Origin of the sequence: Pontibacter sp. H249 (assembly GCF_037892465.1) — a bacterium.
Lineage (GTDB): Bacteria > Bacteroidota > Bacteroidia > Cytophagales > Hymenobacteraceae > Pontibacter.
Genome location: NZ_JBBKTR010000020.1, coordinates 71,259 through 97,865, shown reverse-complemented (window position 1 = coordinate 97,865; position 26,607 = coordinate 71,259). Strand labels below are relative to the sequence as shown.

At 43.1% G+C, this 26,607-nt stretch carries 28 protein-coding genes; 10 read left to right on the top strand and 18 right to left on the bottom strand.

Features of this window, described 5'->3' with window-relative positions; genetic code table 11:
* Positions 1–20 precede the first annotated feature (20 nt).
* Positions 21–416, bottom strand: a complete 396-nt coding sequence (locus WG943_RS19490; RefSeq protein ID WP_340411541.1) for a VOC family protein — start codon at positions 414–416, stop codon at positions 21–23.
* A 138-nt stretch (positions 417–554) separates the two neighbouring features.
* Between WG943_RS19490 and WG943_RS19485 the strand changes: the two genes are divergently transcribed.
* Positions 555–1,406, top strand: coding sequence for a hypothetical protein (locus WG943_RS19485; protein ID WP_340411540.1), 852 nt, complete (start codon positions 555–557; stop codon positions 1,404–1,406).
* Positions 1,407–1,466: 60 nt separating this feature from the next.
* Here the strand turns inward: WG943_RS19485 and lgt are convergent, their stop codons facing one another.
* From lgt to WG943_RS19460, 5 genes are all read right to left on the bottom strand, one after another.
* On the bottom strand, positions 1,467–2,306 hold the full coding sequence (gene lgt / locus WG943_RS19480) for a prolipoprotein diacylglyceryl transferase (protein WP_340411546.1): 840 nt from the start codon (positions 2,304–2,306) through the stop codon (positions 1,467–1,469).
* 149 nt (positions 2,307–2,455) lie between these two features.
* On the bottom strand, positions 2,456–4,342 hold the full coding sequence (gene nadE / locus WG943_RS19475; protein WP_340411539.1) for an NAD(+) synthase: 1,887 nt from the start codon (positions 4,340–4,342) through the stop codon (positions 2,456–2,458).
* Positions 4,343–4,633: 291 nt separating this feature from the next.
* Positions 4,634–5,374 (bottom strand): ribonuclease III, encoded by a 741-nt coding sequence (rnc, locus tag WG943_RS19470; RefSeq protein ID WP_340411538.1) that lies wholly within the window; start codon positions 5,372–5,374, stop codon positions 4,634–4,636.
* A gap of 3 nt (positions 5,375–5,377) precedes the next feature.
* Positions 5,378–6,631, bottom strand: coding sequence for a beta-ketoacyl-ACP synthase II (gene fabF / locus WG943_RS19465; protein WP_340411537.1), 1,254 nt, complete (start codon positions 6,629–6,631; stop codon positions 5,378–5,380).
* 59 nt (positions 6,632–6,690) lie between these two features.
* Positions 6,691–6,927 carry an acyl carrier protein gene (locus tag WG943_RS19460; RefSeq protein WP_025609494.1) on the bottom strand — a complete coding sequence of 79 codons (237 nt, stop codon included), beginning with the start codon at positions 6,925–6,927 and terminating at the stop codon, positions 6,691–6,693.
* 157 nt (positions 6,928–7,084) lie between these two features.
* On the opposite strand from WG943_RS19460, the gene WG943_RS19455 reads away from it, so the two are divergent.
* Positions 7,085–7,513 carry an IPExxxVDY family protein gene (locus WG943_RS19455; protein ID WP_340411533.1) on the top strand — a complete coding sequence of 143 codons (429 nt, stop codon included), beginning with the start codon at positions 7,085–7,087 and terminating at the stop codon, positions 7,511–7,513.
* Positions 7,514–7,515: 2 nt separating this feature from the next.
* Positions 7,516–8,943: a pyruvate kinase gene (pyk, locus tag WG943_RS19450; RefSeq protein ID WP_340411531.1), complete on the top strand. Its 1,428-nt coding sequence runs from the start codon at positions 7,516–7,518 to the stop codon at positions 8,941–8,943.
* Between the two features lie 279 nt (positions 8,944–9,222).
* Here the strand turns inward: pyk and rpsT are convergent, their stop codons facing one another.
* Together rpsT and WG943_RS19440 are read right to left on the bottom strand one after the other, a co-directional pair.
* Positions 9,223–9,483: a 30S ribosomal protein S20 gene (rpsT, locus tag WG943_RS19445; protein WP_340411529.1), complete on the bottom strand. Its 261-nt coding sequence runs from the start codon at positions 9,481–9,483 to the stop codon at positions 9,223–9,225.
* Positions 9,484–9,766: 283 nt separating this feature from the next.
* Positions 9,767–10,180, bottom strand: a complete 414-nt coding sequence (locus WG943_RS19440) for a hypothetical protein (protein ID WP_340411528.1) — start codon at positions 10,178–10,180, stop codon at positions 9,767–9,769.
* A 130-nt stretch (positions 10,181–10,310) separates the two neighbouring features.
* Here WG943_RS19440 and WG943_RS19435 point away from each other — a divergent pair, with 130 nt between their 5' ends.
* Positions 10,311–11,261 carry a YheT family hydrolase gene (locus WG943_RS19435; protein WP_340411526.1) on the top strand — a complete coding sequence of 317 codons (951 nt, stop codon included), beginning with the start codon at positions 10,311–10,313 and terminating at the stop codon, positions 11,259–11,261.
* A gap of 134 nt (positions 11,262–11,395) precedes the next feature.
* On the opposite strand, the gene rsmG is transcribed toward WG943_RS19435, so the two are convergent.
* The 4 genes from rsmG to WG943_RS19415 form a co-directional block, all read right to left on the bottom strand.
* A complete protein-coding gene (gene rsmG, locus WG943_RS19430) occupies positions 11,396–12,034 on the bottom strand; it encodes a 16S rRNA (guanine(527)-N(7))-methyltransferase RsmG (protein WP_340411525.1) in 639 nt (212 codons plus the stop codon).
* Positions 12,035–12,078: 44 nt separating this feature from the next.
* Positions 12,079–12,300 carry a hypothetical protein gene (locus tag WG943_RS19425; RefSeq protein ID WP_340411523.1) on the bottom strand — a complete coding sequence of 74 codons (222 nt, stop codon included), beginning with the start codon at positions 12,298–12,300 and terminating at the stop codon, positions 12,079–12,081.
* A 175-nt stretch (positions 12,301–12,475) separates the two neighbouring features.
* Positions 12,476–13,084 carry an RNA polymerase sigma factor gene (locus WG943_RS19420; protein ID WP_007659731.1) on the bottom strand — a complete coding sequence of 203 codons (609 nt, stop codon included), beginning with the start codon at positions 13,082–13,084 and terminating at the stop codon, positions 12,476–12,478.
* Positions 13,075–14,178 (bottom strand): glycosyltransferase, encoded by a 1,104-nt coding sequence (locus tag WG943_RS19415; protein WP_340411519.1) that lies wholly within the window; start codon positions 14,176–14,178, stop codon positions 13,075–13,077. The genes WG943_RS19420 and WG943_RS19415 overlap by 10 nt, the downstream gene beginning before the upstream one ends.
* Before the next feature lie 316 nt (positions 14,179–14,494).
* Between WG943_RS19415 and tgt the strand changes: the two genes are divergently transcribed.
* From tgt to WG943_RS19400, 3 genes are all read left to right on the top strand, one after another.
* Positions 14,495–15,625, top strand: a complete 1,131-nt coding sequence (gene tgt, locus WG943_RS19410; RefSeq protein ID WP_340411518.1) for a tRNA guanosine(34) transglycosylase Tgt — start codon at positions 14,495–14,497, stop codon at positions 15,623–15,625.
* A gap of 65 nt (positions 15,626–15,690) precedes the next feature.
* A complete protein-coding gene (locus WG943_RS19405) occupies positions 15,691–16,767 on the top strand; it encodes an LptF/LptG family permease (RefSeq protein WP_340411516.1) in 1,077 nt (358 codons plus the stop codon).
* A 1-nt stretch (position 16,768) separates the two neighbouring features.
* Positions 16,769–17,710, top strand: coding sequence for a DMT family transporter (locus WG943_RS19400; protein ID WP_340411514.1), 942 nt, complete (start codon positions 16,769–16,771; stop codon positions 17,708–17,710).
* On the opposite strand, the gene ispE is transcribed toward WG943_RS19400, so the two are convergent.
* A complete protein-coding gene (gene ispE / locus WG943_RS19395) occupies positions 17,666–18,472 on the bottom strand; it encodes a 4-(cytidine 5'-diphospho)-2-C-methyl-D-erythritol kinase (protein WP_445323655.1) in 807 nt (268 codons plus the stop codon). The two genes, WG943_RS19400 and ispE, sit on opposite strands and share 45 nt — an antisense overlap.
* 239 nt (positions 18,473–18,711) lie before the next feature.
* On the opposite strand from ispE, the gene WG943_RS19390 reads away from it, so the two are divergent.
* Positions 18,712–19,845 carry a DegT/DnrJ/EryC1/StrS family aminotransferase gene (locus WG943_RS19390; RefSeq protein WP_340411511.1) on the top strand — a complete coding sequence of 378 codons (1,134 nt, stop codon included), beginning with the start codon at positions 18,712–18,714 and terminating at the stop codon, positions 19,843–19,845.
* A gap of 264 nt (positions 19,846–20,109) precedes the next feature.
* Here the strand turns inward: WG943_RS19390 and WG943_RS19385 are convergent, their stop codons facing one another.
* Positions 20,110–21,240: a trans-sulfuration enzyme family protein gene (locus WG943_RS19385; RefSeq protein ID WP_340411510.1), complete on the bottom strand. Its 1,131-nt coding sequence runs from the start codon at positions 21,238–21,240 to the stop codon at positions 20,110–20,112.
* A gap of 486 nt (positions 21,241–21,726) precedes the next feature.
* Here WG943_RS19385 and WG943_RS19380 point away from each other — a divergent pair, with 486 nt between their 5' ends.
* Together WG943_RS19380 and WG943_RS19375 are read left to right on the top strand one after the other, a co-directional pair.
* Positions 21,727–22,113: a hypothetical protein gene (locus WG943_RS19380; RefSeq protein WP_340411508.1), complete on the top strand. Its 387-nt coding sequence runs from the start codon at positions 21,727–21,729 to the stop codon at positions 22,111–22,113.
* Between the two features lie 232 nt (positions 22,114–22,345).
* On the top strand, positions 22,346–22,852 hold the full coding sequence (locus WG943_RS19375; RefSeq protein ID WP_340411506.1) for a GNAT family N-acetyltransferase: 507 nt from the start codon (positions 22,346–22,348) through the stop codon (positions 22,850–22,852).
* 88 nt (positions 22,853–22,940) lie between these two features.
* Here the strand turns inward: WG943_RS19375 and atpC are convergent, their stop codons facing one another.
* The 4 genes from atpC to WG943_RS19355 all read right to left on the bottom strand — a co-directional run bounded on the left by atpC (position 22,941) and on the right by WG943_RS19355 (position 26,284).
* On the bottom strand, positions 22,941–23,186 hold the full coding sequence (gene atpC, locus WG943_RS19370; protein ID WP_219877637.1) for an ATP synthase F1 subunit epsilon: 246 nt from the start codon (positions 23,184–23,186) through the stop codon (positions 22,941–22,943).
* A 93-nt stretch (positions 23,187–23,279) separates the two neighbouring features.
* Positions 23,280–24,791: a F0F1 ATP synthase subunit beta gene (gene atpD, locus WG943_RS19365; protein ID WP_340411504.1), complete on the bottom strand. Its 1,512-nt coding sequence runs from the start codon at positions 24,789–24,791 to the stop codon at positions 23,280–23,282.
* A gap of 480 nt (positions 24,792–25,271) precedes the next feature.
* Entirely contained in the window at positions 25,272–25,781 is a 510-nt protein-coding gene (locus tag WG943_RS19360) for a hypothetical protein (RefSeq protein WP_340411503.1), read from the bottom strand.
* Positions 25,782–26,053: 272 nt separating this feature from the next.
* The gene (locus WG943_RS19355) at positions 26,054–26,284 is read right to left on the bottom strand and encodes a hypothetical protein (RefSeq protein WP_340411502.1); all 231 of its coding nucleotides are present in this window, start codon (positions 26,282–26,284) and stop codon (positions 26,054–26,056) included.
* Positions 26,285–26,607: the final 323 nt, after the last annotated feature.

Genomic DNA, 26,607 nt, shown 5'->3' with positions numbered 1-26,607 from the left:
AGTAGGCTTTTGCGGGCAGCTTATTTTCTCTCCCACATCCCCTCCATCACCACCTCCAGCAGGTGCTTATCCGGGTCACGGAAATAGAACGACAGGTAACCGCCGCCCCAGTCAAACTCCTGCTCAATGGGTATACTAAATTTAGCTATTTTCTCCTTCCAAGTGGGATAATCTGCCTTACTTACCTCAAAGGCCAGGTGCAACTGACCTGCGCCAAAGTGTGGCGGTAAGTTGCCTCCTTTACTAGATGCCTCTGCTATAAAACACAGCAGCACCGACTCGCCTGCTCTGAAAAAAATATGCCGATCCTTTACCTCCCCTATCACCTCAAAGCCCAGTTGGTTATGATAAAAGGCTTTACACTTTTTCAGATCATTTACATACAGGCAAGTTTCTTTAATTTTCTTGATCGTCATGGGGCGGTCTGGTTTATACTTATGGTTACAACAACATCATCAGAAATTTTGCTGAATAAATGTTCTAACGTCTGTTAAAACTTCTCGTTAAGTAAAGTACTGTAACATATGACCTCTCGAAAACAAACTATGAAGCTTATGATCAAAGTTTTAACTGTATTTGTGGTGGCTATAGCCGCTATGCTATACTTTTTACGTCCTCATTTTTTTGCTACAGATGCTGTACCTGCATCAGAAAATAGCCGCACCAGCAGCCTCCAGAGAATAGCCTCGCTACCCAGTGAAATAAGCGAAAGCTCTGGCGTAGTAGTGCTAAAACCTAATAGCTACCTTACCCACAACGATGCTGGCAATAAACCACACCTATACCGGCTAAACAATAAAGCCCAGGTAGAACAAACCTATAAACTGAACCTGCCTAATGTAGACTGGGAAGATTTAGCTAAAGACAAAGAAGGTAACATCTACATTGCCGATACAGGTAATAACGACAATAAGCGTAAAGAACTGGCAGTATATAAAGTTAATTTAAACAACCCGGAGCAGGTGCAGGCTATACGGTATACTTACGAAGATCAGAAGAAATACCCGCCAGCTAAAAAGGAAAGAAACTTCGACTGCGAAGCCATTTTCTGGCACGGCGGCAACATATACTTGGTATCAAAAGACAGAGGCCAGGGAGCGACTGCAAAAGTATACCGCTTACCTGATAAGCCCGGAAATTATAAGGCAAAGCTTATTGGCAGCCATAAACTTAAAGCAGAGGTAACAGGAGCTGCCATTAGCCCGAACACGCAAACTGTATTGCTTATAAGCGAAGGGCAGCTTCACCTCTTTACAGACTATACTTCTGTAGATGCTTTTTATGAAGGAAAGTATCAAAATATAAGCCTGAAAGAAGCCGGCCAAACAGAGGCAGTAGCTTTTGAAGATGATCAAACACTGATTATAACCAGCGAAGGTGGCAATTTGTACCGGTACACCTTATAAAAGCGAAAGCCTCTCTGCCAGTCAGGCAAAGAGGCTTTACAAGCTTTAGTATTTACTATTTTATACTTTAGATTTTTCTTCCAGTCTGCCTCCTGGCAACGCAGGTTTAGGGTTGCGCCATACTTTAAAAAGTATAAACAGCCCGATCAGGATAAGCGGAATACTCAGTTGCTGACCAATATTAAGCGCCATTGTCGCCTCTTTCTCCACCTGATCTTCTTTTAAAAACTCCACAAAGAAACGGAAAGTAAACAAAGCTGTAACGAAAATACCGAAAAGCAAGCCCTTTGGCAGCGCACTTTTATACTTCTTCCAAAGCCAATAAAGCAGCACAAACAGCAGGAAAACACTCAATGATTCGTATAGCTGCGTTGGGTGGCGTGGTACTGTCGGGTTTTCGCCGAGGCGTTCGAACAAGAATGCCCATGGCACGGTGGTCTGGTGTCCGATAATCTCAGAGTTCATCAGGTTGCCTAAACGGATCAAAGCTCCGCCCAATGCAACTACAATTACAATACGATCCAGTACCCACAGGTAATCGAACTTTTGTTTGCGGCTAAACAACCATAACGCTAAAAGTATACCAATGGTGGCGCCGTGGCTGGCTAATCCACCTTCCCATATCTTCAATATCTCGATCGGGTTGCTTAGGTAATATTCTGGCGAGTAAAATAAAGTATGTCCAAGGCGTGCGCCAATTACCGTACCTATAATCATGTACAGCGTGATCACGTCTACGTCGCCTTCGGTGCGGCCCTCAGCTACATATATTTTTGTAAGGATGCGTTGCCCAAATATAAAGGCTAGGGCAAACAGCAAACCGTACCAGCGTACACTTACGGGGCCAATACTGAATATTTCCGGATCAACGTTCCAGGTAATGTAGTTCAGTAGATTCATTAGGGTGATGCTCATGTAGCCAAAGTTACAACAAATCAGATATGGAAAAAACTTGAAGCCTTTCGGGTGCAGCTAATTTGAAACCTACAAGCATAATAATACTTTATAAGAAAGGCGTTGCAATACTTACAACGCCTTTCTTTGTATTTCTATTGCTGGTTTAATGCAGCTAACTCTTCCTTAAACCCTCCACTCAGGATCGGGAAGCGGAGCCAGCTGCGCGGGTCAACGTTATAATCATCAAGATGGAAAGATGGTGCATAGCGTTCACGTTTCCACTGGTTTCTGGACCACAATGTATAAAACTTATTTATCCAGTTTTGTAACTGCTCCGGCGCTGCAACCTTTTGTTCGTTAAGTATGGCAAATACCTCCTTAGGCGAGTACCTGTTATAAAAAGCAAGACGTTCAATCTGATTGAGTACCGGGTAAGGCATCAGGTCTTTCTCGTCGGTCTGCTCCTCAGAAGATGGCCTTAGCTCTGCGGTTGGTTGCAGATTATTTACGTACTGCAACCCTTCATATCCCAGTTCCTGCTGCGCCCAGATCAGGAACTGCCTGATAAAGCTTTTGTCGATGCCTGCTATTGGAGATATACTACCCGCTGTGTCACCATCCATGGTTGCATAGCCCACAGAAGCCTCGCTTCGGTTAGATGTAGCCAAAAGCAGCGCGTTATTAATATTGGCCAGCATCCAGATAGCTGGTGCACGTACCCTGGCTTGTATGTTTTGCAGTGTGATATCATCTTGCTCCCAAGTTAAAGGGCGCTCCAAGGCAGCCTCTATTTTAGAAGTATAACCTATCACTTCATTGTCTATAGTCCAGCTGTAAAACTTTGCCCCTATACTTTCAGCAAGTTGTTTAGCAGAATTAAAGGTATCGTCTGATGAATTGACAGTTCCCTGGTAAGCACAGGTAAGCAGCCTGTTTACTAGTTCCTTCTGCGCATTTTCTGGAGATTGATCCTCAATATAAGCGGCATCACGAATAGAGAACATCTGAAGCTTTGCTACAAAGCCAAGCAAGCCTAAGCTCTCTACACCACGGCGCACCATCTCAGCCACAGCCACAGCACACAACGATGAATCAGCCCCACCACTTAATGAAAGCACAAACCCACGGCTACGGCTCTTGCGCATGTAATCAAACAATCCCAAACTCAGGGCTGCAATCAATTCTTTATTTTCATCAATGGGCGGCAGATAATCAATAACCTCAGCTATTTCAGGTTTGTCGGAAAAACATACTTCGGCATACTCCAGGTCTACATTCTTAAAGCACAGCAACTCATTCCTACGTATTAATTTGCCGTTCTGCGCAATTAGCACCTCTCCGTCGTAGATCACACGGCCTGCTTCGTTGCCTAGCAGGTTCGCGTACATGTAAGCGCACTGGTATTTTTTAGAGGCATCCACCACTAACCTATAACGGACATCGGTTTTGCTTAAGGCAAAGTGACTGGCACTTGGGTTAAGTATAAGCTGTACACCTTTGGGCATGTGGCGTTCTGCTGGTCGGTTAGGTCGCCAGGCATCCTCACATATTTCGAAGGCATACTTTACCCCTTGCTCCTCATAAATGATATCGCCAATCTGGTACGTCTGCCCCTGCATTTCGAACTGCTTTACCTCATTTGCAGGCCAGGGCGTAAACCAACGCGGCTCGTAATGCAGGCCATCGTTTGCTAAGAACTGCTTTGCCGTAAAGCCTTTAATTTCTTTGTTCTTTATGACACAGGCTGTATTGTATACTTTCCCTTCCAGAAAAACAGGTAAGCTAACTGCCACTGTTATGTTCTCGCACCACTCCTTTACTTGCAGTAGCTTCTCAAAAGCCACCTCAGATAACCACGGACTCAGGAACATGTCTTCGCAGCCATAACCGGTAATGCAAAGCTCAGGCAGTAATAGTAGCTGTATCTTGTTGTTTATCGCCTCTGTGATGGCATCCTTTATATTCTGCAGGTTGTTGTCCCAATCCATCGGAGTCTGATTGAGCGCAGCAGCTGCCAGCATTAATCTGGTTTCTTTCATGGAGTTTAATAACGCAAGTAACAGCTGGCAAGTTAATTCTTATTGCTGTATTGTTTGTTGTTCGCCATCAGTTATTCACTGCCAGAAGTTAACTATGGGTTTTTAGAGAGGTATTAGGAAGGTGTTATGGGGAGACGATTTTGAAATAACCAGCAGATGGGGAAGTGATTACTATTCGGAGCAGCACATAATCTATACTTTATACTTAGCACATAATTCTAATGTACTGCATAATAACAAAAAAGACGCGGTATCGCGTCCTTACATGTTCATGCGGTAAGCAAAGATCAACTAAGAAAGGTTCAGGTGAGCAAGGCCTTTCTCAGCAGCAGCCTGATCAGCCTTCTTTTTTGACAGTCCTACGCCAACTGCTATAGGTTCGTCGTTAAGATATACTTCTGATGTAAATTCGGTTGTATTACCGTGCTGTTTGCGCTTTACAATCTCAAATCGAATTTCTTTGTTCTGGCTCTGGGCCCATTCAATCAGCTTACTTTTAAAATTAGCTGTTGTGTTCAGGATGCTGTGCAGGTCAACATGTGGCCTAATAAGCTTCTTAAGTATAAAGTGGCGGGTTCTGTCGTAACCTTTATCTAGGTACACGGCACCTACCAAGGCCTCTAGTGCATTACCGTTTACAGATTTATGCCGCATGCTATGGTTAGAGGTATCTACCTTAACCAGCAGGTTTAAGCCAATTTTAAGGGCAATATGATTCAGCGACTCACGATTTACAATGCGTGAGCGGATCTCTGTTAAAAAGCCTTCGTCTTCGTAAGGAAACTTATTAAAAAGGTGTTCTGCCACTACAGCACCAAGTATAGCATCTCCTAAAAATTCTAGCCGCTCGTTCGTCTCATGTTTGCCAGCAGATGTTTGGCGCGCAAATGAGGTGTGCGTTAAGGCAAGTTTATAAAGGCGAATATTATCTGGCGTTACACCAATTATCCCAGCAATAGCGCGTACTAATTCTCTGTCTCTGGTAAAAAGCTTATGATAGACGCGCCGAACTGGTTTAATAGGCCCAAACACTAATTAATCCTTGAATTGACGGAATAAAACAGATGTATTGTGACCACCAAAGCCGAAAGTATTGCTTAGGGCAACTTTAACTTCACGTTTTTGTGCTTTGTTGAATGTGAAATTCAGTTTTGGATCGAAGGTCTCGTCGTCGGTAAAGTGGTTGATTGTTGGTGGAACCGTCTGGTTTTGAATCGCCATAATAGAAGCTATGGCTTCTATGGCACCAGCAGCACCAAGCAAGTGGCCTGTCATCGACTTCGTTGAGCTGATGTTAAGCTTGTAGGCATGCTCTCCGAAAATCGTTTGGATAGCCTTTACTTCACTCACATCACCAAGTGGTGTAGAAGTACCGTGCACATTAATGTAATCTACGTCTTCCGGCTGTATGCCAGCATCACGAAGCGCATTCTTCATTACGTTCAAGGCACCTAATCCTTCAGGGTGTGGAGCAGTAATATGATAAGCATCAGCAGACATACCGCCACCGATTACCTCAGCATAAATTTTGGCACCACGTGCTTTCGCATGCTCATACTCTTCCAGTATCAGGGCACCGGCTCCCTCTCCCAACACAAAACCGTCACGATCCTTATCAAACGGACGCGATGCAGTCTCAGGAGAATCGTTACGCTCTGAAAGGGCTTTCAGGGCATTAAAGCCACCAATACCAGCCTCTGTTACGGCAGCCTCAGAACCACCTGTTACAATTACATCGGCTATACCCAAACGGATATAGTTGTAAGAGTCCAGGATAGCGTTTGTGGCAGACGCACAAGCCGATACGGTTACAAAGTTTGGCCCTCGGAAACCATACTTAATGGAAATATGGCCCGCGCTGATGTCAGCGATCATCTTTGGGATGAAGAACGGGTTAAAGCGCGGCGTACCGTCGCCGTGGGCAAAATTCACACATTCCTCCTGGAACGTGCGTAAACCACCAATGCCAGATCCCCAAATCACACCAACGCGATCAGGATCATAGTTTCCTTCAACCAGGTTTGCATCGGTAACAGCCTCATCGGCCACTACCATCGCAAACTGCGTAAATAAGTCCATTTTGCGGGCCTCTTTACGGTCGAAGTATTTCTCAGCGTCGTATCCTTTTACTTCGCAGGCAAACTGAGTTTTAAATTTGGTCGCATCAAAGCGGGTTATAGGCGCTGCGCCACTCACGCCATTGACCAAGCCGTTCCAGTATTCCGAAACAGTATTTCCAAGTGGCGTGAGTGCGCCAAGCCCAGTAACTACAACTCTCTTAAGCTCCATAAGCTGCTAGTAGAGGATAGATAGGTAGAGATTTATACTAATAGGTTTAAAAGCAAAAATTACTTTGCGTGCTCCTCCAGATAGCTAACAGCCTGACCTACAGTAGAGATGTTTTCTGCCTGATCATCTGGAATAGACACGTTGAATTCTTTTTCGAATTCCATGATAAGCTCAACTGTATCCAGTGAGTCAGCGCCTAGGTCGTTAGTGAAGCTAGCCTCCGGTGTAACCTCTGACTCTTCAACACCAAGCTTATCGATGATGATAGCTTTTACTTTTTCTGCGATTTCTGACATTTTTCTTATAGTTTATTAAAACACTGTGCAAAGAAATATAATTAGGCAGACAATGTCAAAAAAAATTATACTCTTCGCTGTATGTTGAAAGTTTTTCTGCAACCTTTCGGTTTTGCAGCATTAAGGTTTTACATTTGGGATTATCCATTACCTACTCATGAAAACGCTGCGGTTAGACATTGATTACGAATACGACTTTGATGTTTACGGTGTTGTATCTCCTGTAAAGGATTACAAGTTAGCATGGGCACTTAACAACATTTTTGATTTACGTTTAAGCAGGCAAAAGGACTTGTGTTATGATTTTTTCGGTAAGGACAGACTGATCATCTCAAATTACCAACACATTACAGAGCATACAATTGTGCGTTTGCTTCGTAACAAAGCTTTGGTAACAACAACATTAAAAAAGCCCTTTTTGCTACCTGATATAAAAGAGTATGATTATGTTATACAGATATCAGGTGCTATGCAACAGCTGTACCCACAAGAATTTATCAATAAAATTCTTAAAACACAGTTGGTGCAATACGTTAAAAAATTTGATCCACTTACACTAAAATTCAAAGAGAATCTACTTTTCTAAATATGGAAATCTCATTTAACAAGACTAAGATTCTTGCAACTGTAGGCCCGGCGTGTAACTCACACGACCGCTTGCTGGCTTTAATTAAGGAAGGTGTAGATGCCTTCAGACTAAATTTTTCTCATGGTGAGTATGCCGCACACCAGCAGGTTATTGAGCATGTGCGCGAAATTAACCGCCAGCATAACACAAACGTGTGTCTTGTTCAGGATTTACAGGGCCCTAAAATACGTGTTGGAGAAGTTGAGAACGGTGGCGTAGAGATAAAAGAGGGCCAGATAGTCAGGTTAATTTGCGATGGCTCTACCAGCAACTCAGACCACTTGGCTACCGGCTATACCGAACTTGCCAAAGACGTAAACGTGGGCGATGCAATTCTGCTTGATGACGGCAAACTGGAACTAACTGTTCTTACAACCGATAAAGACTGCACCATTGAGGCAAGAGTACGATATGGCGGAGTAGTAAAGCCAAGAAAAGGTATTAACCTACCAGACACCAAGGTTTCTGCACCATCTTTAACTGAAAAAGATATTCGGGACCTACACTTTGGCTTGGATAATGACGTGGAGTGGGTTGCCCTTTCATTTGTGCGCAAGGTAGAAGACATACAGGAGATCAAACGCATCATCAAAGAACGTGGTAAAGACACCCGTGTAATTGCCAAGATAGAAAAACCGGAGGCCATCAAGAACATTGATGAGATTATACATGCAGCTGATGCCCTCATGGTGGCTCGTGGCGACTTAGGCGTGGAAGTGGGTATGGAGAAGGTGCCGATGATCCAGAAGATGCTTGTAGAGAAAGCAAACAAAGCTGCTAAGCCTGTTATCATTGCCACTCAGATGATGGAAAGTATGATAGAGAACCCGCGTCCTACCCGTGCCGAAACAAACGACATTGCTAATGCTGTGATTGATGGTGCCGACTGCCTTATGCTAAGCGCAGAGACTGCTGTAGGCGCTTATCCTATCGAAACAATCAGAAGTATGAGCCTTACCATTAAAACCGTAGAGACGCACTCTGATATCTTTAATAAAACCTATATACTTAACCCGCACTCTGATACATTCTTCAGCGATAGCCTTGTAGCTAATGCCTGCAACCTTGCCCGCGATACAAATGCTCGTGCGATTATTGGCATGACAAAGTCTGGTTATACTGCTTTCCAATTGGCTAAACACCGTCCTAAATCTGACATTTTCATCTTTACTGAAAATATAAAATTGTTGAGCACTTTAAACCTGGTTTGGGGTGTACGTGGCTTCCACTACGATAAGTTTGAGTCTACTGATGCCACTATCTCAGACATTAAGCAGGCGCTTTTAGACGGTAGCTATATTAACAAAGGCGATGTGTTTATTAACACAGCTAGTATGCCTATAAATGAGCAAAAGCGCACAAACATGATCAAGCTAAGTATAGCTTAAAATTATAATTACAATTACAAAAAAATGGAAATGGCGCAGGTATACTTTATACCTGCGCCATTTCCATTTTTTTGTAATGCTGCAAATTACTTACAAGCTATTTTGACAGCCGTAGTTATTATGATAAACTGCAGCTTATCAAGTATAAAGCTTAACACACAATAGACAAAGATTTATAGCAGCCCACAATGCTTTCTAGTTTACAATTATTAAGCTTTAATAAACACAGAAAGCCTTACACTTTCGTATAAGGCTTTCTTGAAACTGCTTCAGCAAAAATTAAGCTGCGGCCAGGCCGTTTACAAACTTAGCAAGTCTAGACTTGTTGTTTGCAGCTTTCTTTTTGTGAATAATGTTTTTCTTGGCAAGACGGTCAAGCATAGAAGAAACTGTCTTGTAAAGCTCTTGCGCCTCGGCCTGATCAGTAAGGTTTTCTAATCTCTTGATAAAAGTACGAGTAGTTTTCGCCTGATATCTGTTACGAAGACGTTTAGCGTTATTCGCTCTGATTCTCTTTAATGCCGACTTATGGTTAGCCATATTATTTTATACTATTATATCTTTCTTTTTATTCCGTTCTCTAATGAGTTTGCAAAGGTAAATCCTTTACTATTAATTTCCAAAGCACCTCACTATATTTTTTTACAGTACACCTTGGTTTGCAAAGGTAACAAACAGAACCTTTTAGTCCTAACATTTATCTCTGTTTACCTAAAGTATAAACAGTCAGGTTCTCGGGATTAAAATGTACTGTTGCACTGAAATAAAATGGCCACCAAGATTTAACCTAGTGGCCATTTTATAATGAACGGATGTAAGCTAGTTAGTTTTTGTCTACATCAACATCTACGTCTACATCTTCAATATTTCCTAAACGCTGTTGTACCTTGTTTTCAAAGTCGTTCCAGTCAGCCTTTACTTCTTCCCATTCTCTGCGGGTTTCTTCATCCCAGTTGCTGCTTTCAGCTTCCAGTTCAGCGGAACGGCGGTTATATTCGGTACGCATTTCACGGTACTCATCAGCTGTTACTGTCTCGGCACGTTCTGTATTGGTGCTTACCCATGTGGTAAAGTCATTATACTCACGGTCCATTTCATTGCCTGCCTCTGTCATTTCAGCTTGTGCCTCATCAATTTCAGCGTTAGTTTCGTTCTGAGTTTCCTGAGAACAGGCGAAAGTAAACAGACCTATTGTTAATGCTAATGCTATTGTTTTAAACTTTGGTGCAATTTTCATAGTTATAATAATTGATACTGCTATTAATACGCACAAAAGAATAATATTGATATATAAGAAGTTAATAATAGCTTAATTTCGCATCAAGTCGTATATATAACTACAACAGTAGCCATAAATTTCTTTAGCCATGCCTATTGTTCCTTCTAAACACAAAGCGCCCTTTTATCTTTTCAATGGCCATTTGCAAACCATAATTCCCAGTTTGTTCAGGCAAGTGGATGGTGTTTTGTATGAGCGCGAACGTCTGATAACTCCCGATGATGATTTTATTGACATAGACTGGTCCAGGATAGGATCGTCGGACCTGGTTATACTTTCTCATGGACTGGAAGGCGACACAAGCAGGCCTTATATACAAGGCATGGTGAAAGCCTTCAATAAAGAAGGTGTAGATGCACTTGCCTGGAACTACCGCAGCTGTAGTGGTGAGCCAAATAAGCTGCTCCGCTCCTACCACCTGGGCGCCTCCGACGATTTGGATTTTGTAGTGCGCCATGCTTTAGACGCCGGCAATTACGACAATGTGTATTTAGTTGGCTTTAGCGCAGGCGGCAACATTACACTAAAATATCTTGGTGAGTCTCCGGAGCAAGTACCTTCAGAAGTTAGGCGATCAGCTGTCTTTTCTGTTCCAGTAGATCTTAAATCGTCGGCTCAACAAATATCCAGAATATATACACAGCGTTTCTTAAAAACTTTAGGTGCAAAACTGGAGCAGAAAAGACAAATGTATCCCGATGAGGTTGATCTAACGGACTATAGTATACTTTGGTCTTTCCCCGAGTTTGATAACCGTTACACAGCCCCTTTACACGGATTTAAAGATGCTGAAGACTATTATGCACGCGTTAGTTCGCGGCAGTTCATACCAAATATCCAAGTACCAACGCTGCTAGTAAACGCTAAAAACGATCCGTTTTTGGGTAAGCCTTGCTACCCAATGCAGGAAGCAGAAGCAAACCCATACTTCTTTTTTGAGATTCCGGAGGAAGGAGGCCACGTAGGATTTATAGAAGATTTCAGAAAAGATTACTACTACTCTGAAACCCGGGCTGTACGGTTTATACTTGAAGACTAATACTCTACAGAGTATATGCTTTATCATTGCCTACAAGCATTGGCGTATTAATTAGAAGAAGCAGCCTCCATAATAAAAAGAGACGCAAAACATTGCGCCTCTAAGGTAAACTCCATTCATTCTAAAACTTGATTCTACTTTAGCGGCACGTATACCACTTTTTTCGTTTCAAAGAACTCCTCTGTAAAGTAATCTGATAGAGTGTGCACTTTTGTGATCAACCCAGATTCTGCGATCTCTTCTTCCAAATCGCCTCCTTTCAGGTAATACAAGCCTTCTATTGGCAAGCCGGTTTTCTTGAAGCTATTCATAATCCAGGGCCAGAAATTGGCTAGGCGGGTAACAGCACGACTCACAACGAAGTCATACTTGTCGCGCACCTGCTCTGCGCGTGCGTGGCTGGCTGTAACATTATGCAAATGCAGCTCTCTTGCAATTTCCTGCACTACGTGTATTTTTTTACCTATGGAGTCTACCAGGTGAAATTTAACCTCCGGAAACATAACAGCTAATGGCAAACCCGGCAAACCGCCGCCAGTGCCTACATCCATTACCGAAGTATGACCCGGAAACTGCACAACTTTGGCAATGCCCAGCGAATGTAAGATGTGGTGCACCCCCAGTTGGTCCATGTCTTTGCGCGAGATTACGTTTATCTTCTGGTTCCACTCCTGGTACAGTTCTCCCATGTGCTCATACTTTTGCAACTGGTCTTCGGTAAGCTCTGGAAAGTAACCTGACAAAAGTGTGCGGATGGCAGTAGAATGAGGCATATATTCTAAATTATGAATTACGAATTAGAAATTATAAATGAATGTTAAGCGGCAAACAAGTATAAAGTAACTGCAAGTATAGCCACAGCAACTACAACGGCTATTGCCATAAACACATCGAAAAGCAGCGTTAAGCCGGCATTTCGGTACTGCCCTTCATACTTTATACTTAGCTCCCGCTCTATTTTTTCAGGGGTGCGCAGGCGCATCTGCAGGTATAACCTCCCTGTCAGCTCCAGCCACCTCTCTTTCGAAAAAAATCTCATCCCAATATAAAATAGCAGGCTGCAAAAGTATAAAATAAGTACGGTATATGGTGTAAAAGTATAAAACCCCTGCTGCTTACGGGCAACAGGGGTTTCTAACGTAATCAATATTCAACCTTAATTTATACTTTAGTAAGCACTATTTAATCAGGTAATCAATTTTGTGATCAGGCAATTAAATAAGGTGCTTTTTGTTTTTTACCATATCATAGAGCAACTCGCGGGCGCGGTGCAGTTGGGCTTTTACAGTACCTAGCGGTGCGTTAAGTTCTGTGGCAATCTCTTCGTAGCTAAGCTCATTAAAGTAACGCAGTGTAACTAGGCGCTGGTACTTCTCCGGCAACTTAGCCACTACATACTGCATAATCTCGATCTTCTGGTTTTTGATCGCCTCTTCCTGTGGGTTAAGGTTTTTGTCTTTGAAGTCGATGGTAATCTCGTCGCCGTTATCAATTTTAATGGCAGAATCGATAGACATGGTCTTGATCCTGTTTTTGCGGATAAAATCGATACAGTTATTGGTAGCGATTCGGAAAAGCCAGGTACTGAACGCGTACTCCGGGTTAAACTTATGCAGGTTACGGAAAGCTTTGGCAAAAGCCTCTATCGTTAAGTCCTCTGCATCATCAGCGTTGCGCACCATTTTCAGAACCACGTGGTAAACTGGTTTCTTGTAAATGCTCATCAGTTCGGCGTACGCTTTTTCGTCGTTTTCTTCTACCGCTGCCTGAATAAGCTTAAAGTCGTGCTTCGCTTTTGCAGAGAATTGTTTGTTTACTTCCATCTGAGTCGTTTATACATTAATACAGATACCCCAAGAAAGACATAGGTAAAAAAGTACACTACGTCCAGCACAGGCAATAATGGCAGGGATACTGTTTCGTCGAGTCTTCGTGCGGCCAGCACATATACCGGAAACACCGATAAGTAACGTACGCCCACAAGCGCACCTAATATAGCTAAATGGCTATTCAAAACAAGAAGAATAATGAGAAGGATGTAGAAAAAAACGTTTGATGCTACAAATGCTCCTAATCTTCTTCTGTCTGCCGCTTTATAACGTCCCCCGACGGACATATGCCTACGTTTTTGCACAACCCATTCCCAAAACGTCTTTTTAGGAATGCTTACTGTTTGCGCCTCCTTGTCGATAACAATGCTAACCTTACTATTGTTGGCGGCATCACGAACAAAAAGATCGTCATCGCCGCCCATTGTTTTGATGTGAGATGCAAACCCTTTGTTTTTAAAGAAACAAGTTTTTGTGTAAGATAAGTTTCTGCCGACCCCCATGTAGGGTTTCCCTAGGTTTGCAAGAGACAAATACTGAATTCCGGTCAGCAAGGTTTCATATCTGATCAAGCTATTTAAAAAACCTTTAAGCTGTGTGTACGGAGAGTACCCCAATACTACCTCAGCGCCAGTTTCATAGCCACTCTGCATTTTTTCTATCCAATTTAAACTGCAAGGGCGGCAGTCGGCATCTGTGAACAGCATATGCTCATACTTGGCTGCTCTTATGCCAAGAGCTACCGCATATTTTTTAGGGTTTAGATAATCGGGAGTCTTTTTAACCGTTACTACCTTAAAATGCGGAAATTGCTTCTCCAGCTCGAACAGGTAAAATTCAGTATCGTCATCAGAGCGGTCATTTACCACAATCACCTCATACTCCGGATACTCCTGGTCTAGTAGCATGGGCAGCAGTTCGTACAGGTTATCCTGCTCGTTATGCGCCGCTACAATAACCGAAACCGGCCGCTTTGATTCCGACTGCGGATCTGCGTGCCTGGTAAGCGGCAAAAAATAAATAAGCGTAAAATAAAGCTGCACCAGCACACAAAGCCCGAGCAGCACCAGGAGTATAGTTGTAATCAAATTTGTATTGTTAAATAGTTGGACTGCTGAATTGTTGTACTATAAAATTGCCAAAGCCTCTCCTCCCTTTACTGGAAACAACAAATTAGCTAACTAGCAATTAAACAATTCACCTAAAGCCTCCTCAAAAATAACCATTAAAAAGGCATTTCCGAAGCATCGTTGCATTAAAAAAATTGTATGGTTTGTGGCATTACTCTTTGTATCTTTGCCGGTTCTTTTAGAAGTATAAATAAACGCTGAGCTATAGGTTTTTAGCCCTTTGCGCAGCACCTGGTCCTGTTCTTGTTAAAGCCCAGGACTATAAACTACAGATATGCAATTTTCATTAGTAGCCAAAGATCCACAATCTAAAGCCCGTGCCGGTGTAGTGCAAACTGATCACGGAGCCATCGAAACGCCAATCTTTATGCCGGTAGGTACAGCCGGCACTGTAAAAGCAGTACACCAACGTGAGCTAAAGGATGATATCAAAGCTGAAATCATACTTGGCAACACTTACCACCTATACCTGCGCCCCGGTTTAGATGTGCTGGAAAAAGCTGGCGGCTTACATAAATTTAACGGTTGGGACAGGCCTATACTTACCGATAGTGGTGGCTATCAGGTTTTCTCACTCGCTGGTACACGTAAGATAAAAGAAGAGGGCGTAAAGTTTAAATCCCATATTGATGGCTCTACGTTAAACTTCACTCCCGAAAACGTGATGGACACTCAGCGCACTATTGGCGCCGACATTATCATGGCTTTTGATGAGTGCACCCCCTACCCCTGCGACCACACCTATGCCAAGTACTCGATGGAGCGCACACACCGCTGGCTGCAGCGTTGTGTTGATAGGTTTGACAGTACTGAACCAAAGTATGGCTATAACCAGACGCTATTCCCGATTGTGCAGGGCAGTACCTACAAAGATTTACGCATACAGTCTGCTGAGACCATTGCCAGCTTTAACCGTGAAGGCAATGCCATTGGTGGCCTTTCGGTAGGCGAGCCCGCTGAGATGATGTATGAAATGACCGAACTGGTGTGCGATATACTTCCGGCAGACAAGCCACGCTATTTGATGGGGGTAGGTACGCCTGCCAATATACTTGAAAATATCGCTTTGGGTGTAGATATGTTCGACTGCGTGCTACCAACGCGTAATGCCCGAAATGGCATGTTGTTCACCACACAGGGTGTCATTAACATTAAAAACCAAAAGTGGGCAAACGACCACACCCCGATAGATACGGAACTGGGAGGCTATGTAAGCACGTTCTACACCAAGGCTTATTTACGCCACCTGATTCACAGCGGTGAGTACCTGGCCGGGCAAATTGCCAGCGTGCACAACCTTACATTTTACCTGTGGCTGGTAAAGCAAGCCCGTCAGCACATCCTGAACGGAACTTTCCGCGACTGGAAAGATGTGATGGTAAAGAAATTAATGACAAGATTGTAAAGAGTTAGAGAGTTATATTCCTCTAAGCTCTCCAACTCTCTAACTTTTTAACTCGCTAACTTAAGTTGAAGCTCCTCGATAAGTACATATTAAAGAAGTTCCTGACCACATTTGTGTTTGTGGTGCTGATACTTGTATCTGTAATTCTGGTAATTGATTTTACAGAAAAGAACGACGACTTTATCAAGCATAATGTGGCTATTGGTGAGATCATCTTTGATTATTACCTAAACCTGATCCCATACTACGCCAACATGCTTAGCCCGATTACGGTGTTTATTGCGACCGTATTTGTAACGGCTAAGCTGGCATCTCATACCGAGATCGTAGCTATACTTGGCAGTGGCGTAAGCTTTAGAAGGCTGCTGGTACCGTACCTGATCGGTTCTTCGATTATCGCTGCGGTTATCTTTGTGCTTATCGGTTGGGTAATACCTAATGCAAACAAGGAGAGTGTTGCTTTCCAAATAAAGTATACCAAAAGTACCTTTACTTACGATAGCCGTAACATTCATATTAAAGTAGCTCCTGAAACCTACGTGTACATGGAGAGCTACAACGTCACAGCCCACGTTGGGTACAATTTTGCGATTGAGTCTATTGATAAGACCAACCTTAAAAGCAAGCTTACCTCTAATAATGTGCGGTGGGACCCGGAAAAAGAAAAGTGGCACATGGATAACTATGTTCTGCGCACTTTTAACGGCGAGAAGGAGACTATACACAAAGGAGGAGCTTTAGATACTACACTTAACCTCACTCCCAAAGACTTTGAAAGTACCTATAAACTGGAGCAGACCATGACGCTTACAGAACTGAACCGGTTTATTGATGAGAAAAAATCACGGGGAGCAGATGACCTGGAAACATACCTTATCGAAAAGTATGAGCGTTTCAGCTATCCATTCGCTATTATCATACTTACTATAATCGGAGTAATTGTAAGTGCCCGTAAAGCGCGTGGTGGGGTTGGTTTCCAGATTGCACTGGGGTTCTTTCTGGCATTCATCTTTATTATTTTCGTAATCACCAGCCGCAGCCTGGCACAGGTAGGCGATATACCTCCTTCCATAGCCGCCTGGATTCCGACGATCGTATTTACAGGCATAGGTTTTATTTTATACCGTTACGTACCGCGCTAACATGCCCCGGCTTAAAGACTTTATCGAGCTCCATTTTATTGTTTTCCTGTGGGGCTTCACAGCCATACTTGGTAAGCTGATCTCTATACCTGCTGTAGAACTGGTTGCTTTGCGCACTTCAATTACAGCAGTGGCTATAGGAGCCATCATTTACCAGCGCGGCACACCGTTCTGGATGGGCAGAGAACAAGCTCTCAAGCTACTAGGTGTCGGATTTATTATTGCAGCACATTGGATCCTGTTTTTTGCGGCCGCCAGGGTTTCGTCTGTTTCTATTACGTTAGTGGGCATTGCCACCTGTAGTCTCTGGACCGCTTTACTAGACCCACTCTTCAGCAAAAGCAAAATCAAACCGCATGAGGTACTGCTTGCCCTACTGGTGATTTTCGGCTTGTATATTATTTTCCAAAACGAGACAGAATTCGATAGCATACTTGGCATTACTATGGCTATTGGCTCTGCGCTAATGGGCTCCATCTTTACCATCATCAATGCAAAGCTGGTAAAGAAGATACCATCTACCACTATCACAACTTACGAAATGACTGGCGCCTGCCTTGCCACAGTGCTGTTCTTCCCGATTTATACAACCTATTTTGCCGAGGGAGGATCACTTAACTTTAGTATGGGCGCCATGGATTGGGTGTACCTGCTGGTATTGGCGTTGGCTTGTACAGTGTATGCCTACACTGCCTCTGTTAGGCTAATGCAGCGCATCACTGCTTACACCATGAACCTGACTGTAAACCTGGAACCGATCTACGGTATTATACTTGCTCTGTTAATCTTTAAGGAAGATGAGCAAATGTCGTCGGGCTTTTACCTGGGTGCAGCCATTATTCTCCTGAGCGTGTTTATCTACCCCGTTCTAGATGCTTACGACAAGCGCCGCAAAAAACTAAAGCAAGCCTTTCCAGAGCAGGTAGTGGTCGGGGAAGATTAATTCGGCTGGTTCTTCTTTAAATACTCCGTATACAGCCGAGCCCGAGCCCGTCATGGAAGCATATACAGCACCCGCTGCGTAAAGTTTTTCTTTGATCTGCGGCAGCTCAGGGTATTTGGGAAAAAGCGCTTCTTCAAAATCGTTTTTCATCACCTCTTTCCAGGCATGTATATCCTGTTTCAGGAGCATCTCCATGGTGTAGGTTGGCTGCTGCGGTTTTATATTACCGTAAGCCTCTGCGGTAGTTATGTGTATGCCTGGGTACACCACCACACAAGTATAGCCTGATAAATCTAAGTTGGCTGGCGAGAATATATCTCCCTTTTCAGTGGCAATTACAGGCTTGTTTCGAATGAAGAAAGCGCAGTCACTGCCCAGTTGGCGGGCATATTCTTCCAGCTTATCATCCGAAAGGTTTAGTTCGAACAGCTTATTAAGGCTTTTAAGTGTAAAGGCAGCGTCTGCAGAGCCACCTCCCAAACCGGCTCCCATTGGTATTACCTTGTGCAAGTGCATGTGTACCGGCGGCAATTTAAAATCACTCTGAAGAAGCTTATAGGCTTTCAGGCAAAGGTTAGTATCTGGATTTCCGGGCACTGGCAGGCCTGTCATATCAAAGCGTTCTTCTACAGCAGGCAAAATCTCCAGCGCGTCGCACCATTTTACAGGGTAAAAGCAAGACTGCAAGTTATGGAAACCATCAGGTCTTTTAGAAGTAACAAATAAACCTAAGTTGATCTTTGCGTTCGGGAAATCCAGCATCTGTTTGTACAAGAACCGTTGTTAAAGCTGCAATCTATAAAAATGCCCGCAAACCTTTGCGCTATCGCAGCATATTCCAAGCTACTACGTAGAAGGCTCAGATTTAGTAAAGTCTTTTTACTATATTGATTAACATACGTATAGCCTACTTGATATACTGTTACGCTGTACTTTACCGTTGTAGGTAGTAACCGCAGCACTTAAGCATTACAATAACATCACCCTAAAAAAGCAAAGACATGTTGTACAGGCCAGGGCGAATTTTCCTTTCTGTTCCGCATATGGGCGGGCACGAGAAAAACTATGTGCAGAAAGCAATTGAGGACAACTGGGTATCTGCGGTTGGCCCTAACATACCTGGCTTTGAGCACGACATCTGCCAACACACTAATTCTCGCTATGGCGTTGCTCTAAGTTCTGGCACCGCTGCCATTCACCTGGCGCTGCGCCTGCTGGGTATTGGCCCCGGAGATGAGGTGCTGTGTTCTACGTTTACCTTTGTAGCCTCTGCCAACCCAATTTTATACTTAGGAGCTACTCCTGTTTTTATAGAAAGCGAAGCCGAGACCTGGAGTATGTGTCCTGATACACTTCGTGCCGGAATAGAAGAACGTTTGAAGCAAGGCAAAAAGCCTGCTGCCATACTTTTAGTGCATTCGTACGGCATGCCAGCTAAGCTAAAGGAGATTATGGCTATCTCAGAAGAGTTTGCTATACCCGTTATAGAAGATGCAGCAGAGGCTCTAGGATCACGCTATGCTGGCCATCAGGTTGGCACTTTTGGGCTTATGGGTATTTTCTCCTTCAACGGCAACAAGATTATTACTACATCAGCTGGCGGCGCTATCATAACTAATGAGGAAGGCTTGGCTGAAAAGGCAAGATTCCTAGCTACACAAGCTAAAGACCCTGCACCGTACTACCAGCACTCCGAAATGGGCTACAACTATCGCTTGAGCAATATTAGCGCGGGTATTGGCCGTGGCCAGATAGAAGTGCTGGAAATGCGTGTAAAGCAGCGCCGGGAGATCTTTAATTACTATCGTAAACAGCTACAAAGTATAGAAGGTCTTGAATTCGTAACCGAACCCAAAACTAGCTTTGCTAACCGTTGGCTCACGACCATACTTCTACCCGAAGGGCACGGCCCGGAAAGCATAAGACAGGATTTAGAAGAAGAGAACATCGAAACAAGATTACTCTGGAAACCTATGCACCTGCAACCACTGTATGCTAACAATTTATACTTTGGAGATAATTTGAGTGAACGCCTATTCAAACGCGGCCTCTGCCTGCCAAGTAGCAGCAGTTTGCAAGAAGAAGAACTGGAGAAAGTAGTAAAGAACCTGAAGAAGTTGCTGGAGGTGGTGTAAGTTTATACTTTCCAGCTGCCGTACTCCAACCACCCTTAACCAAGGCGGGAAACTATGGCACTACTTTATTAAAAGCGTTAGCACTGTAGCTTGTGCTTAACTTCCCATCCACCAAGATCCTTTCAGGATGACAAAATAAAGGTGCTACTAAAAAGGTAAGAGTATAGCTAAATTGATGGCAGTAGAAGCAGTAAGTACATTTCCCCGCCTTGGTTAAGGAGGGGTTAAGGGTGGTTAGACTACGGCAGCTTTAAAACTAAAAACCTACACCTGTGCCAAAGCTTGCTTCAGATCAGCGATCAACTCCTCCGGCTCCTCTATACCCACCGACAAACGAATAACTCCAGTCGTAATACCCAACTTTTGTTGCTGCTCCCGGCTTAGCGAGCGGTGCGAGGTACCTAACGGATAGGAAATAGAAGTATTCACCCCAGCCAGCGAAGGCGCGAAAGGTATACTTTTTAGTCCCTGCATAAAACGATTCACTGCTTCTGTATCATCTTTTATCCTGAAACTGAGCATACCGCCAAACATACTTTGGCCCTGCTCCTTTGCAAGATTGTGTTGCGGATGCGTTTGTAAACCAGGATACCATACTTGTTCTACCTTCGGGTGCTGCTCCAGAAGCTGTGCTATAGCCATAGCATTGCTGCAGTGCTGCTTCATGCGCAGGTGCAGTGTCTTAAGACCACGCGCAGCCAACCAACCTTCAAACGGACTAAGATTTAAGCCATACGTTCTCATTACCGCTTGCACGCGTTGCAGGTCCTGCTCCTGCTGGCAAACTACCACACCGGCTGTAACATCGCTGTGCCCTGACAGGTATTTGGTTACGCTGTGCATCACCATATCGGCACCTAGTTCAAGTGGCTTAGTAAGTATGGGCGTGGCAAAAGTATTATCAATTACTAGTTTTATACTTTGCTTCTTTGTTTCCCGGGCAAGCCTTGCAACATCCAGCACTTGCAGCAAGGGGTTGCTCATGGTTTCTGCCAGCATCAGGCGGGTATTTGGCTTGATATACTTTGCTAAAGTATAAATATCAGCAGAGGGCACGTAAGTTACTTCTATTCCTATGCGTGTTAGCTCCTGGCTTAGCAGCGCCGCCGATCCTCCGTAAATTTCCTCGGCACATAGCACATGATCGCCGGCCTTGCAAACCGCCAACACTGCCGCCAGTATCGCCGACATACCCGAGGAAGTTACCACTCCTCCTGTACCACCTTCGAGCTTATTTATCTCCTGTGCTAGCTCCTCTGTGTTAGGGTTGCCATAGCGGGTATACATATAGTTCTGTCCCGGCTCCTCAAAGTATAGCTCAAGTGCATTTAGGTCTTCAAACGTAAAAACTGAGGTTTGATAAATCGGGGTAGTTTTAGGGTGGATGTTTGCCATGAGTATTCAGGTTAATCAGCCTAAAGATAAACAGGATTTAGGAATAGATAGAATACGACGATATTTTCTATTAAACATACATTTATTTAGCAACAATAATTTGTTACTTATAACCTGCTTATCATTCTGTAAAATGCCAGAAGGTAGGTGCTAAACTCTTTTAAAGCTGCAAAACAGGTACGTGTGGCAACTCTCTTGTCAGAATATTAAGAGGCAAAGTTTAGGTTTTATACAACGAGATACTAACGAAGCAGGATCTGGAGTAAAGCCTTACTCTTACTTTTGTGGGTTATTCTGTGTGTGAAAATGTGGAGTTGGAAGTTTTATAAAGGTTAAGAGTACTCCTGCTCTATTAGAACTGCTATATTGTTAAAAGATTTTAAATTATATAGTTACTTTCTCTTCGCATAGCTGATAGCAGTTCCATATATAGTGCTGGCAGTAAAAGTAAACACATACTAGCTGGCCGCTCTCATTATAGAAAGTATGAACTTTGAACCTCCAATAGCAGAACGAGAAACAGGCGAACTCATTCAAATAGCCAATTTCCCAGATGATTGGAATCCGTTGGCTATTGAGCAAGCAAAAAAAGAGCTTCTTGTTCGTAATGTCCCAGTAGAATACGAGAATAAGAAAGTAGAGGCTTTAAAACGTTTCAAAAAGAAGAAGAATACGATATCTTCTAAAAGAAGAGCAGACGAAGCTTTTGAATGGCACGAGTTTATTTTTAATTTTTCTGATGTTCTTGTTGTCATGCTCTTTGATTGGGACATGAAGAAGGATGGTTATTTAAGGAAACACAGGCAGAGAAAGTACGTGCTGTCCATCGTCATACTTTTGATCCTGTTGATTTATATTCTTTCAAAACTTTAAAACAAATGCTTAGAACATGATACAACTAGGCTGCGTCTCATTCACAGCCTTTATTAAAAGATGAATGCAATGTAATTTAAACTAGTAGTGTAATACGAATAGCAAGCGTAAACTACTTCTAAAACTGGTTAAGCAGTATGGTAATGAAGCACTACTGACAATTTCATCTCCTGATTTAGTCCTGAAAATTTTATCAAATCCATGTATCCACTGTTCGCCATATAACCTACCTATGAACCAAATTCTAGAAACTGAAAGACTAAAACTGCGTGAGTTCACTATTCATGATACTGGTTTTATCATCGAACTTCTCAACAGCCCCGGATGGCTGCAGTTTATTGGTGACAAAGGCATTAAAACAGAAGAGCAAGCTAAGGCTTATTTAGAGAATGGCCCCTTAAAAAGCTATAGGCATAATGGCTTTGGCTTATTTTTGGTAGAAACAAAAGAGAATAGTCAAGCTATTGGCATGTGCGGGATCATTAGAAGAGATAATTTAGAGAATCCTGACATAGGATTTGCTCTTCTGCCAGCGTACAACGGTAAAGGCTATGCCTATGAAATAGCTAGTGCTACACTAGCTTATGCACACAACCAGCTGGCACTACGCAAGATCTCTGCTATCACCTTACCAAATAACATCAGATCAATTCAGCTATTGGAAAAGCTAGGACTAAGTTATCTGGAAACCATTATCTTACCAGGCAGCGAGGAGGAGTTACTGCTGTACAGTAATTAAAGTATAAAGAACACCTGTCTAAAAAAAGCAAAATCCCCTCCTGCTCATACAAACAGGAGGGGATTTTTTATACTTGTTATACTTACTGTTACTCTATTACAGACTCAGCTAGTACAATAATTTTGTTGTTCAGTACTTCTACCACACCACCGTCAACGGTAAAGAATTCCTGGCTTTTGTTGGTAGTGACACGGATTCTGCCTTGTTCCAGGGTGCTGATAAGTGGAGCGTGAGAATCCAGAACCTCGAACGAACCGTTGGCTCCCGGAAACTGGGCTGATGTTACCTCACCGGCAAAAACCTTTTTATCAGGTGTGATTATTTCTAAATACATCTTTATTAGTTAAGAGTTTAGAGTTAAGAGTTAAAAGCTAAGTGGTAAAACCAACTCTTAACTTTCAACTCTTAACTTTTAACTAATTAAAACTTATTTTGCTTCAGCAAGCATTTTCTCACCTTTCGCAACAGCATCTTCAATAGTACCTACAAGGTTGAAGGCTGCTTCTGGCAGGTGGTCATACTTACCTTCCATGATCTCGTTAAAGCCTTTGATTGTGTCTTTGATATCAACAAGAACACCTTTAAGGCCTGTAAACTGCTCTGCTACGTGGAATGGCTGAGACAGGAAACGCTGCACACGGCGCGCTCTGTGTACTACCATTTTATCTTCGTCAGATAGTTCGTCCATACCAAGGATGGCGATGATATCCTGAAGTTCTTTGTAACGCTGCAGAATCTCTTTCACACGCTGTGCTGTGTTGTAGTGCTCCTCGCCTACTACATCTGGCGTAAGGATACGCGAAGTAGAGTCAAGAGGGTCTACTGCTGGGTAAATACCAAGCTCAGAGATTTTACGTGAAAGTACTGTAGTTGCGTCCAAGTGAGCAAACGTTGTCGCTGGAGCAGGGTCAGTTAAGTCGTCGGCAGGTACGTAAACGGCCTGTACCGATGTAATTGAACCACGCTTTGTAGACGTGATACGCTCTTGCATGGCACCCATTTCAGTTGCCAGCGTTGGCTGGTAACCTACCGCAGATGGCATACGACCAAGAAGGGCTGATACTTCAGAACCTGCCTGCGTGAAACGGAAAATGTTATCCACGAAGAAAAGGATGTCACGACCTGCGTCGCTAGAACCCGGCTCACCATCGCGGTAGTATTCCGCCATAGTCAAACCAGAAAGTGCTACACGTGCACGCGCCCCAGGAGGCTCATTCATCTGACCGAACACGAAGGTAGCCTTAGACTCCTTCAGTTCTTCCTGATCTACTTTAGAAAGATCCCAGCCACCGTGCTCAAGAGACTCTAAGAACTCAGCACCGTAACGTACGATACCAGCCTCAATCATCTCACGAAGAAGGTCGTTACCCTCACGAGTACGCTCACCTACACCGGCAAATACAGAAAGACCACCGTGTGCTTTCGCGATGTTGTTGATCAGTTCCTGGATCAATACAGTTTTACCTACACCGGCACCACCGAAAAGACCAATTTTACCACCTTTTGCATAAGGCTCGATAAGGTCGATTACTTTGATACCTGTGAATAATACTTCAGAAGAAGTAGCAAGATCTTCGAAACGCGGAGCAGGTCTGTGGATTGGCAAACCACCCGTGCTCACAGGCTGCGGAATACCGTCAATGGCTTCGCCGATTACGTTGAAAAGGCGACCTTTGATGCCTTCGCCTGTTGGCATTTTGATCGGGCCTTCCAAGTCAACTACTTCAGCGCCACGAGTAAGACCTTCTGTAGAGTCCATTGCAATGGTACGTACACGGTCCTCGCCAAGGTGCTGCTGACACTCCAGTACTACTACCTGGCCGTTGTCTTTCGTCACTTGTAGGGCATCCAAGATATTTGGTAGCTTAGAGTTTTCACCCGCAAAGCTAACGTCCACAACCGGACCGATAACCTGGGTAATTCTGCCAATATTCGCCATCTGACTTAATTATATTGATTAACTTTTGTTACGGAGTTATTTCAGGGTGCAAAACTAATGTATAAATCTCTTATATCCATACAAGATGTTAAAAAGTTTTGCCCTATGTAGCTTATACAGATGCAGGTTGCTATAAACTGCATCTAAATTGTCTGTAACCACATCTATATCACTGAAATACAACCTGAGATTGTATAACTTAAAAACGTGCGGCTGCAGCTGCCGGAGCAAACTATGCGAAAATATTTTCCAGTTGTAGAGGCTTCAAACAATTATCCTGCTGCACTGAGGCAAACCGCTTTGATTATATGATAATTTACTATTGCCTCTCTGACTCGGAACCAAAGTACTAAGCTTAGCACAACCACGTGCACATGCCTGCAAGTCTCCTGTAACTATAATTTTATACTTGCCATCATACAAACAAAAAGGGCGGCTATTGATAATTTGGCTGCCCTTTTGTTTACTCTAGGTTCAGAACTAGAGATCTATTCTTAATACCCATTTGCCTTCTTCCATTACCGTAAAACGTACTTCACGATCATATGAAACAGTACCAAGCTTATTAGTTGCCTTAAACCGTATAGAGCCTTCGAAGGGAACCGAAATATTCTCAAAACCTATAAATCTGTTGTTGGATAACTGATTACCGCTGTTCCCTACCAATTGCAAATCTTCTAAGTTACGCACAATCTGCCCGGACTGCATCACGATTATATCAACCTGATTACCCTCGGTACTCTGCTTAGATAAGGCTGCACGTTGCACATCTCGTTTAAAGTTTACTCTAGTGGTTTTCACTCGAGCTTTCTTTTTCGTCTTTGGATCATCCTCACGCACATAAGACACCTTAACAGTGTCCTGAGGTGCTATTTGAGAGCTAAAAGCAGAAAACATATCAACCTGCGCCTTGCAGGTTACAGCGCTTTCAAGAGCTCCGGCTCCGGAAAAAGCGCAAAGCAATAGGGGCATTAGTAATACCTGTTTCATAGCCGCACTTTTAAGTTATTATGTATTTGTTATTATTGTATAAACATAATAAAATATTGCATGATCAACAACAAAGGCAGGCACTATTTTACTGAGAACCAAGCATTAATATACAAAAGCAATTCTACAGATTTTGCACTGCAGCATTTCTCAGCACATAAGTTTAGATTTGGAGATTTACCTTACAAGATCTGACTCCAAACTGCTAAGAATAATTTACAAAAAACGAGCTTAATCATTACCTAAAAACTTGACTTCAGCTTAAAACAAAATTAAAGATTTTTCAGCATCTCAATCTGCTCATCGTTAAGCAGGATGTAACGGTTATTGAATGGATTGGCATAAAACTTTTCGCAGATTACATATTCACCTGTCTTAAGTTTGTGAATATTGTAGCTAAAAAGGCTGTTGGATCGTTCAATTACCAACTCAGTAGAACTAAGATCTAGCTGTTGTCCACAGGTGGTAATTATAATATCAGGGTTGAGGGTTGAGGTTGGCATAAACATAATTAATGTATAGAACTCTCATTACGTACAAAGTCAGCTAGAGTGACACTCCCACAGCAGAAAAAGCATTATTTTTTTCTGTGTATATACATAGTGTTACTTTACATGTAAAGCCGAAAATAGTAAGTCCCATTTATACCTTATTTATATAACGTAAAATCCAATCGATATAACCCAAGCCTCATCAAGCGCTACAGAAAACATTATTCAAACCTACACGAAAGCCTAACCTCTAAAAAGAGTACATTAATATACCTTAGCTGATTTCAGAGCTTAGCTATGTTTATACTTTACCCGTTATTTTGCTTTTACCATTT

Coding starts and splice junctions, on each gene's coding strand:
- WG943_RS19490 (WP_340411541.1), bottom strand. CDS start 416: ATGACGATCAAGAAAATTAAAGAAACTTGCCTGTATGTAAATGATCTG.
- WG943_RS19485 (WP_340411540.1), top strand. CDS start 555: ATGATCAAAGTTTTAACTGTATTTGTGGTGGCTATAGCCGCTATGCTA.
- lgt (WP_340411546.1), bottom strand. CDS start 2,306: ATGAATCTACTGAACTACATTACCTGGAACGTTGATCCGGAAATATTC.
- nadE (WP_340411539.1), bottom strand. CDS start 4,342: ATGAAAGAAACCAGATTAATGCTGGCAGCTGCTGCGCTCAATCAGACT.
- fabF (WP_340411537.1), bottom strand. CDS start 6,631: ATGGAGCTTAAGAGAGTTGTAGTTACTGGGCTTGGCGCACTCACGCCA.
- WG943_RS19460 (WP_025609494.1), bottom strand. CDS start 6,927: ATGTCAGAAATCGCAGAAAAAGTAAAAGCTATCATCATCGATAAGCTT.
- WG943_RS19455 (WP_340411533.1), top strand. CDS start 7,085: ATGAAAACGCTGCGGTTAGACATTGATTACGAATACGACTTTGATGTT.
- pyk (WP_340411531.1), top strand. CDS start 7,516: ATGGAAATCTCATTTAACAAGACTAAGATTCTTGCAACTGTAGGCCCG.
- rpsT (WP_340411529.1), bottom strand. CDS start 9,483: ATGGCTAACCATAAGTCGGCATTAAAGAGAATCAGAGCGAATAACGCT.
- WG943_RS19440 (WP_340411528.1), bottom strand. CDS start 10,180: ATGAAAATTGCACCAAAGTTTAAAACAATAGCATTAGCATTAACAATA.
- WG943_RS19435 (WP_340411526.1), top strand. CDS start 10,311: ATGCCTATTGTTCCTTCTAAACACAAAGCGCCCTTTTATCTTTTCAAT.
- rsmG (WP_340411525.1), bottom strand. CDS start 12,034: ATGCCTCATTCTACTGCCATCCGCACACTTTTGTCAGGTTACTTTCCA.
- WG943_RS19425 (WP_340411523.1), bottom strand. CDS start 12,300: ATGAGATTTTTTTCGAAAGAGAGGTGGCTGGAGCTGACAGGGAGGTTA.
- WG943_RS19420 (WP_007659731.1), bottom strand. CDS start 13,084: ATGGAAGTAAACAAACAATTCTCTGCAAAAGCGAAGCACGACTTTAAG.
- tgt (WP_340411518.1), top strand. CDS start 14,495: ATGCAATTTTCATTAGTAGCCAAAGATCCACAATCTAAAGCCCGTGCC.
- WG943_RS19400 (WP_340411514.1), top strand. CDS start 16,769: ATGCCCCGGCTTAAAGACTTTATCGAGCTCCATTTTATTGTTTTCCTG.
- ispE (WP_445323655.1), bottom strand. CDS start 18,472: ATGCTGGATTTCCCGAACGCAAAGATCAACTTAGGTTTATTTGTTACT.
- WG943_RS19390 (WP_340411511.1), top strand. CDS start 18,712: ATGTTGTACAGGCCAGGGCGAATTTTCCTTTCTGTTCCGCATATGGGC.
- WG943_RS19385 (WP_340411510.1), bottom strand. CDS start 21,240: ATGGCAAACATCCACCCTAAAACTACCCCGATTTATCAAACCTCAGTT.
- WG943_RS19380 (WP_340411508.1), top strand. CDS start 21,727: ATGAACTTTGAACCTCCAATAGCAGAACGAGAAACAGGCGAACTCATT.
- WG943_RS19375 (WP_340411506.1), top strand. CDS start 22,346: ATGAACCAAATTCTAGAAACTGAAAGACTAAAACTGCGTGAGTTCACT.
- atpC (WP_219877637.1), bottom strand. CDS start 23,186: ATGTATTTAGAAATAATCACACCTGATAAAAAGGTTTTTGCCGGTGAG.
- atpD (WP_340411504.1), bottom strand. CDS start 24,791: ATGGCGAATATTGGCAGAATTACCCAGGTTATCGGTCCGGTTGTGGAC.
- WG943_RS19360 (WP_340411503.1), bottom strand. CDS start 25,781: ATGAAACAGGTATTACTAATGCCCCTATTGCTTTGCGCTTTTTCCGGA.
- WG943_RS19355 (WP_340411502.1), bottom strand. CDS start 26,284: ATGCCAACCTCAACCCTCAACCCTGATATTATAATTACCACCTGTGGA.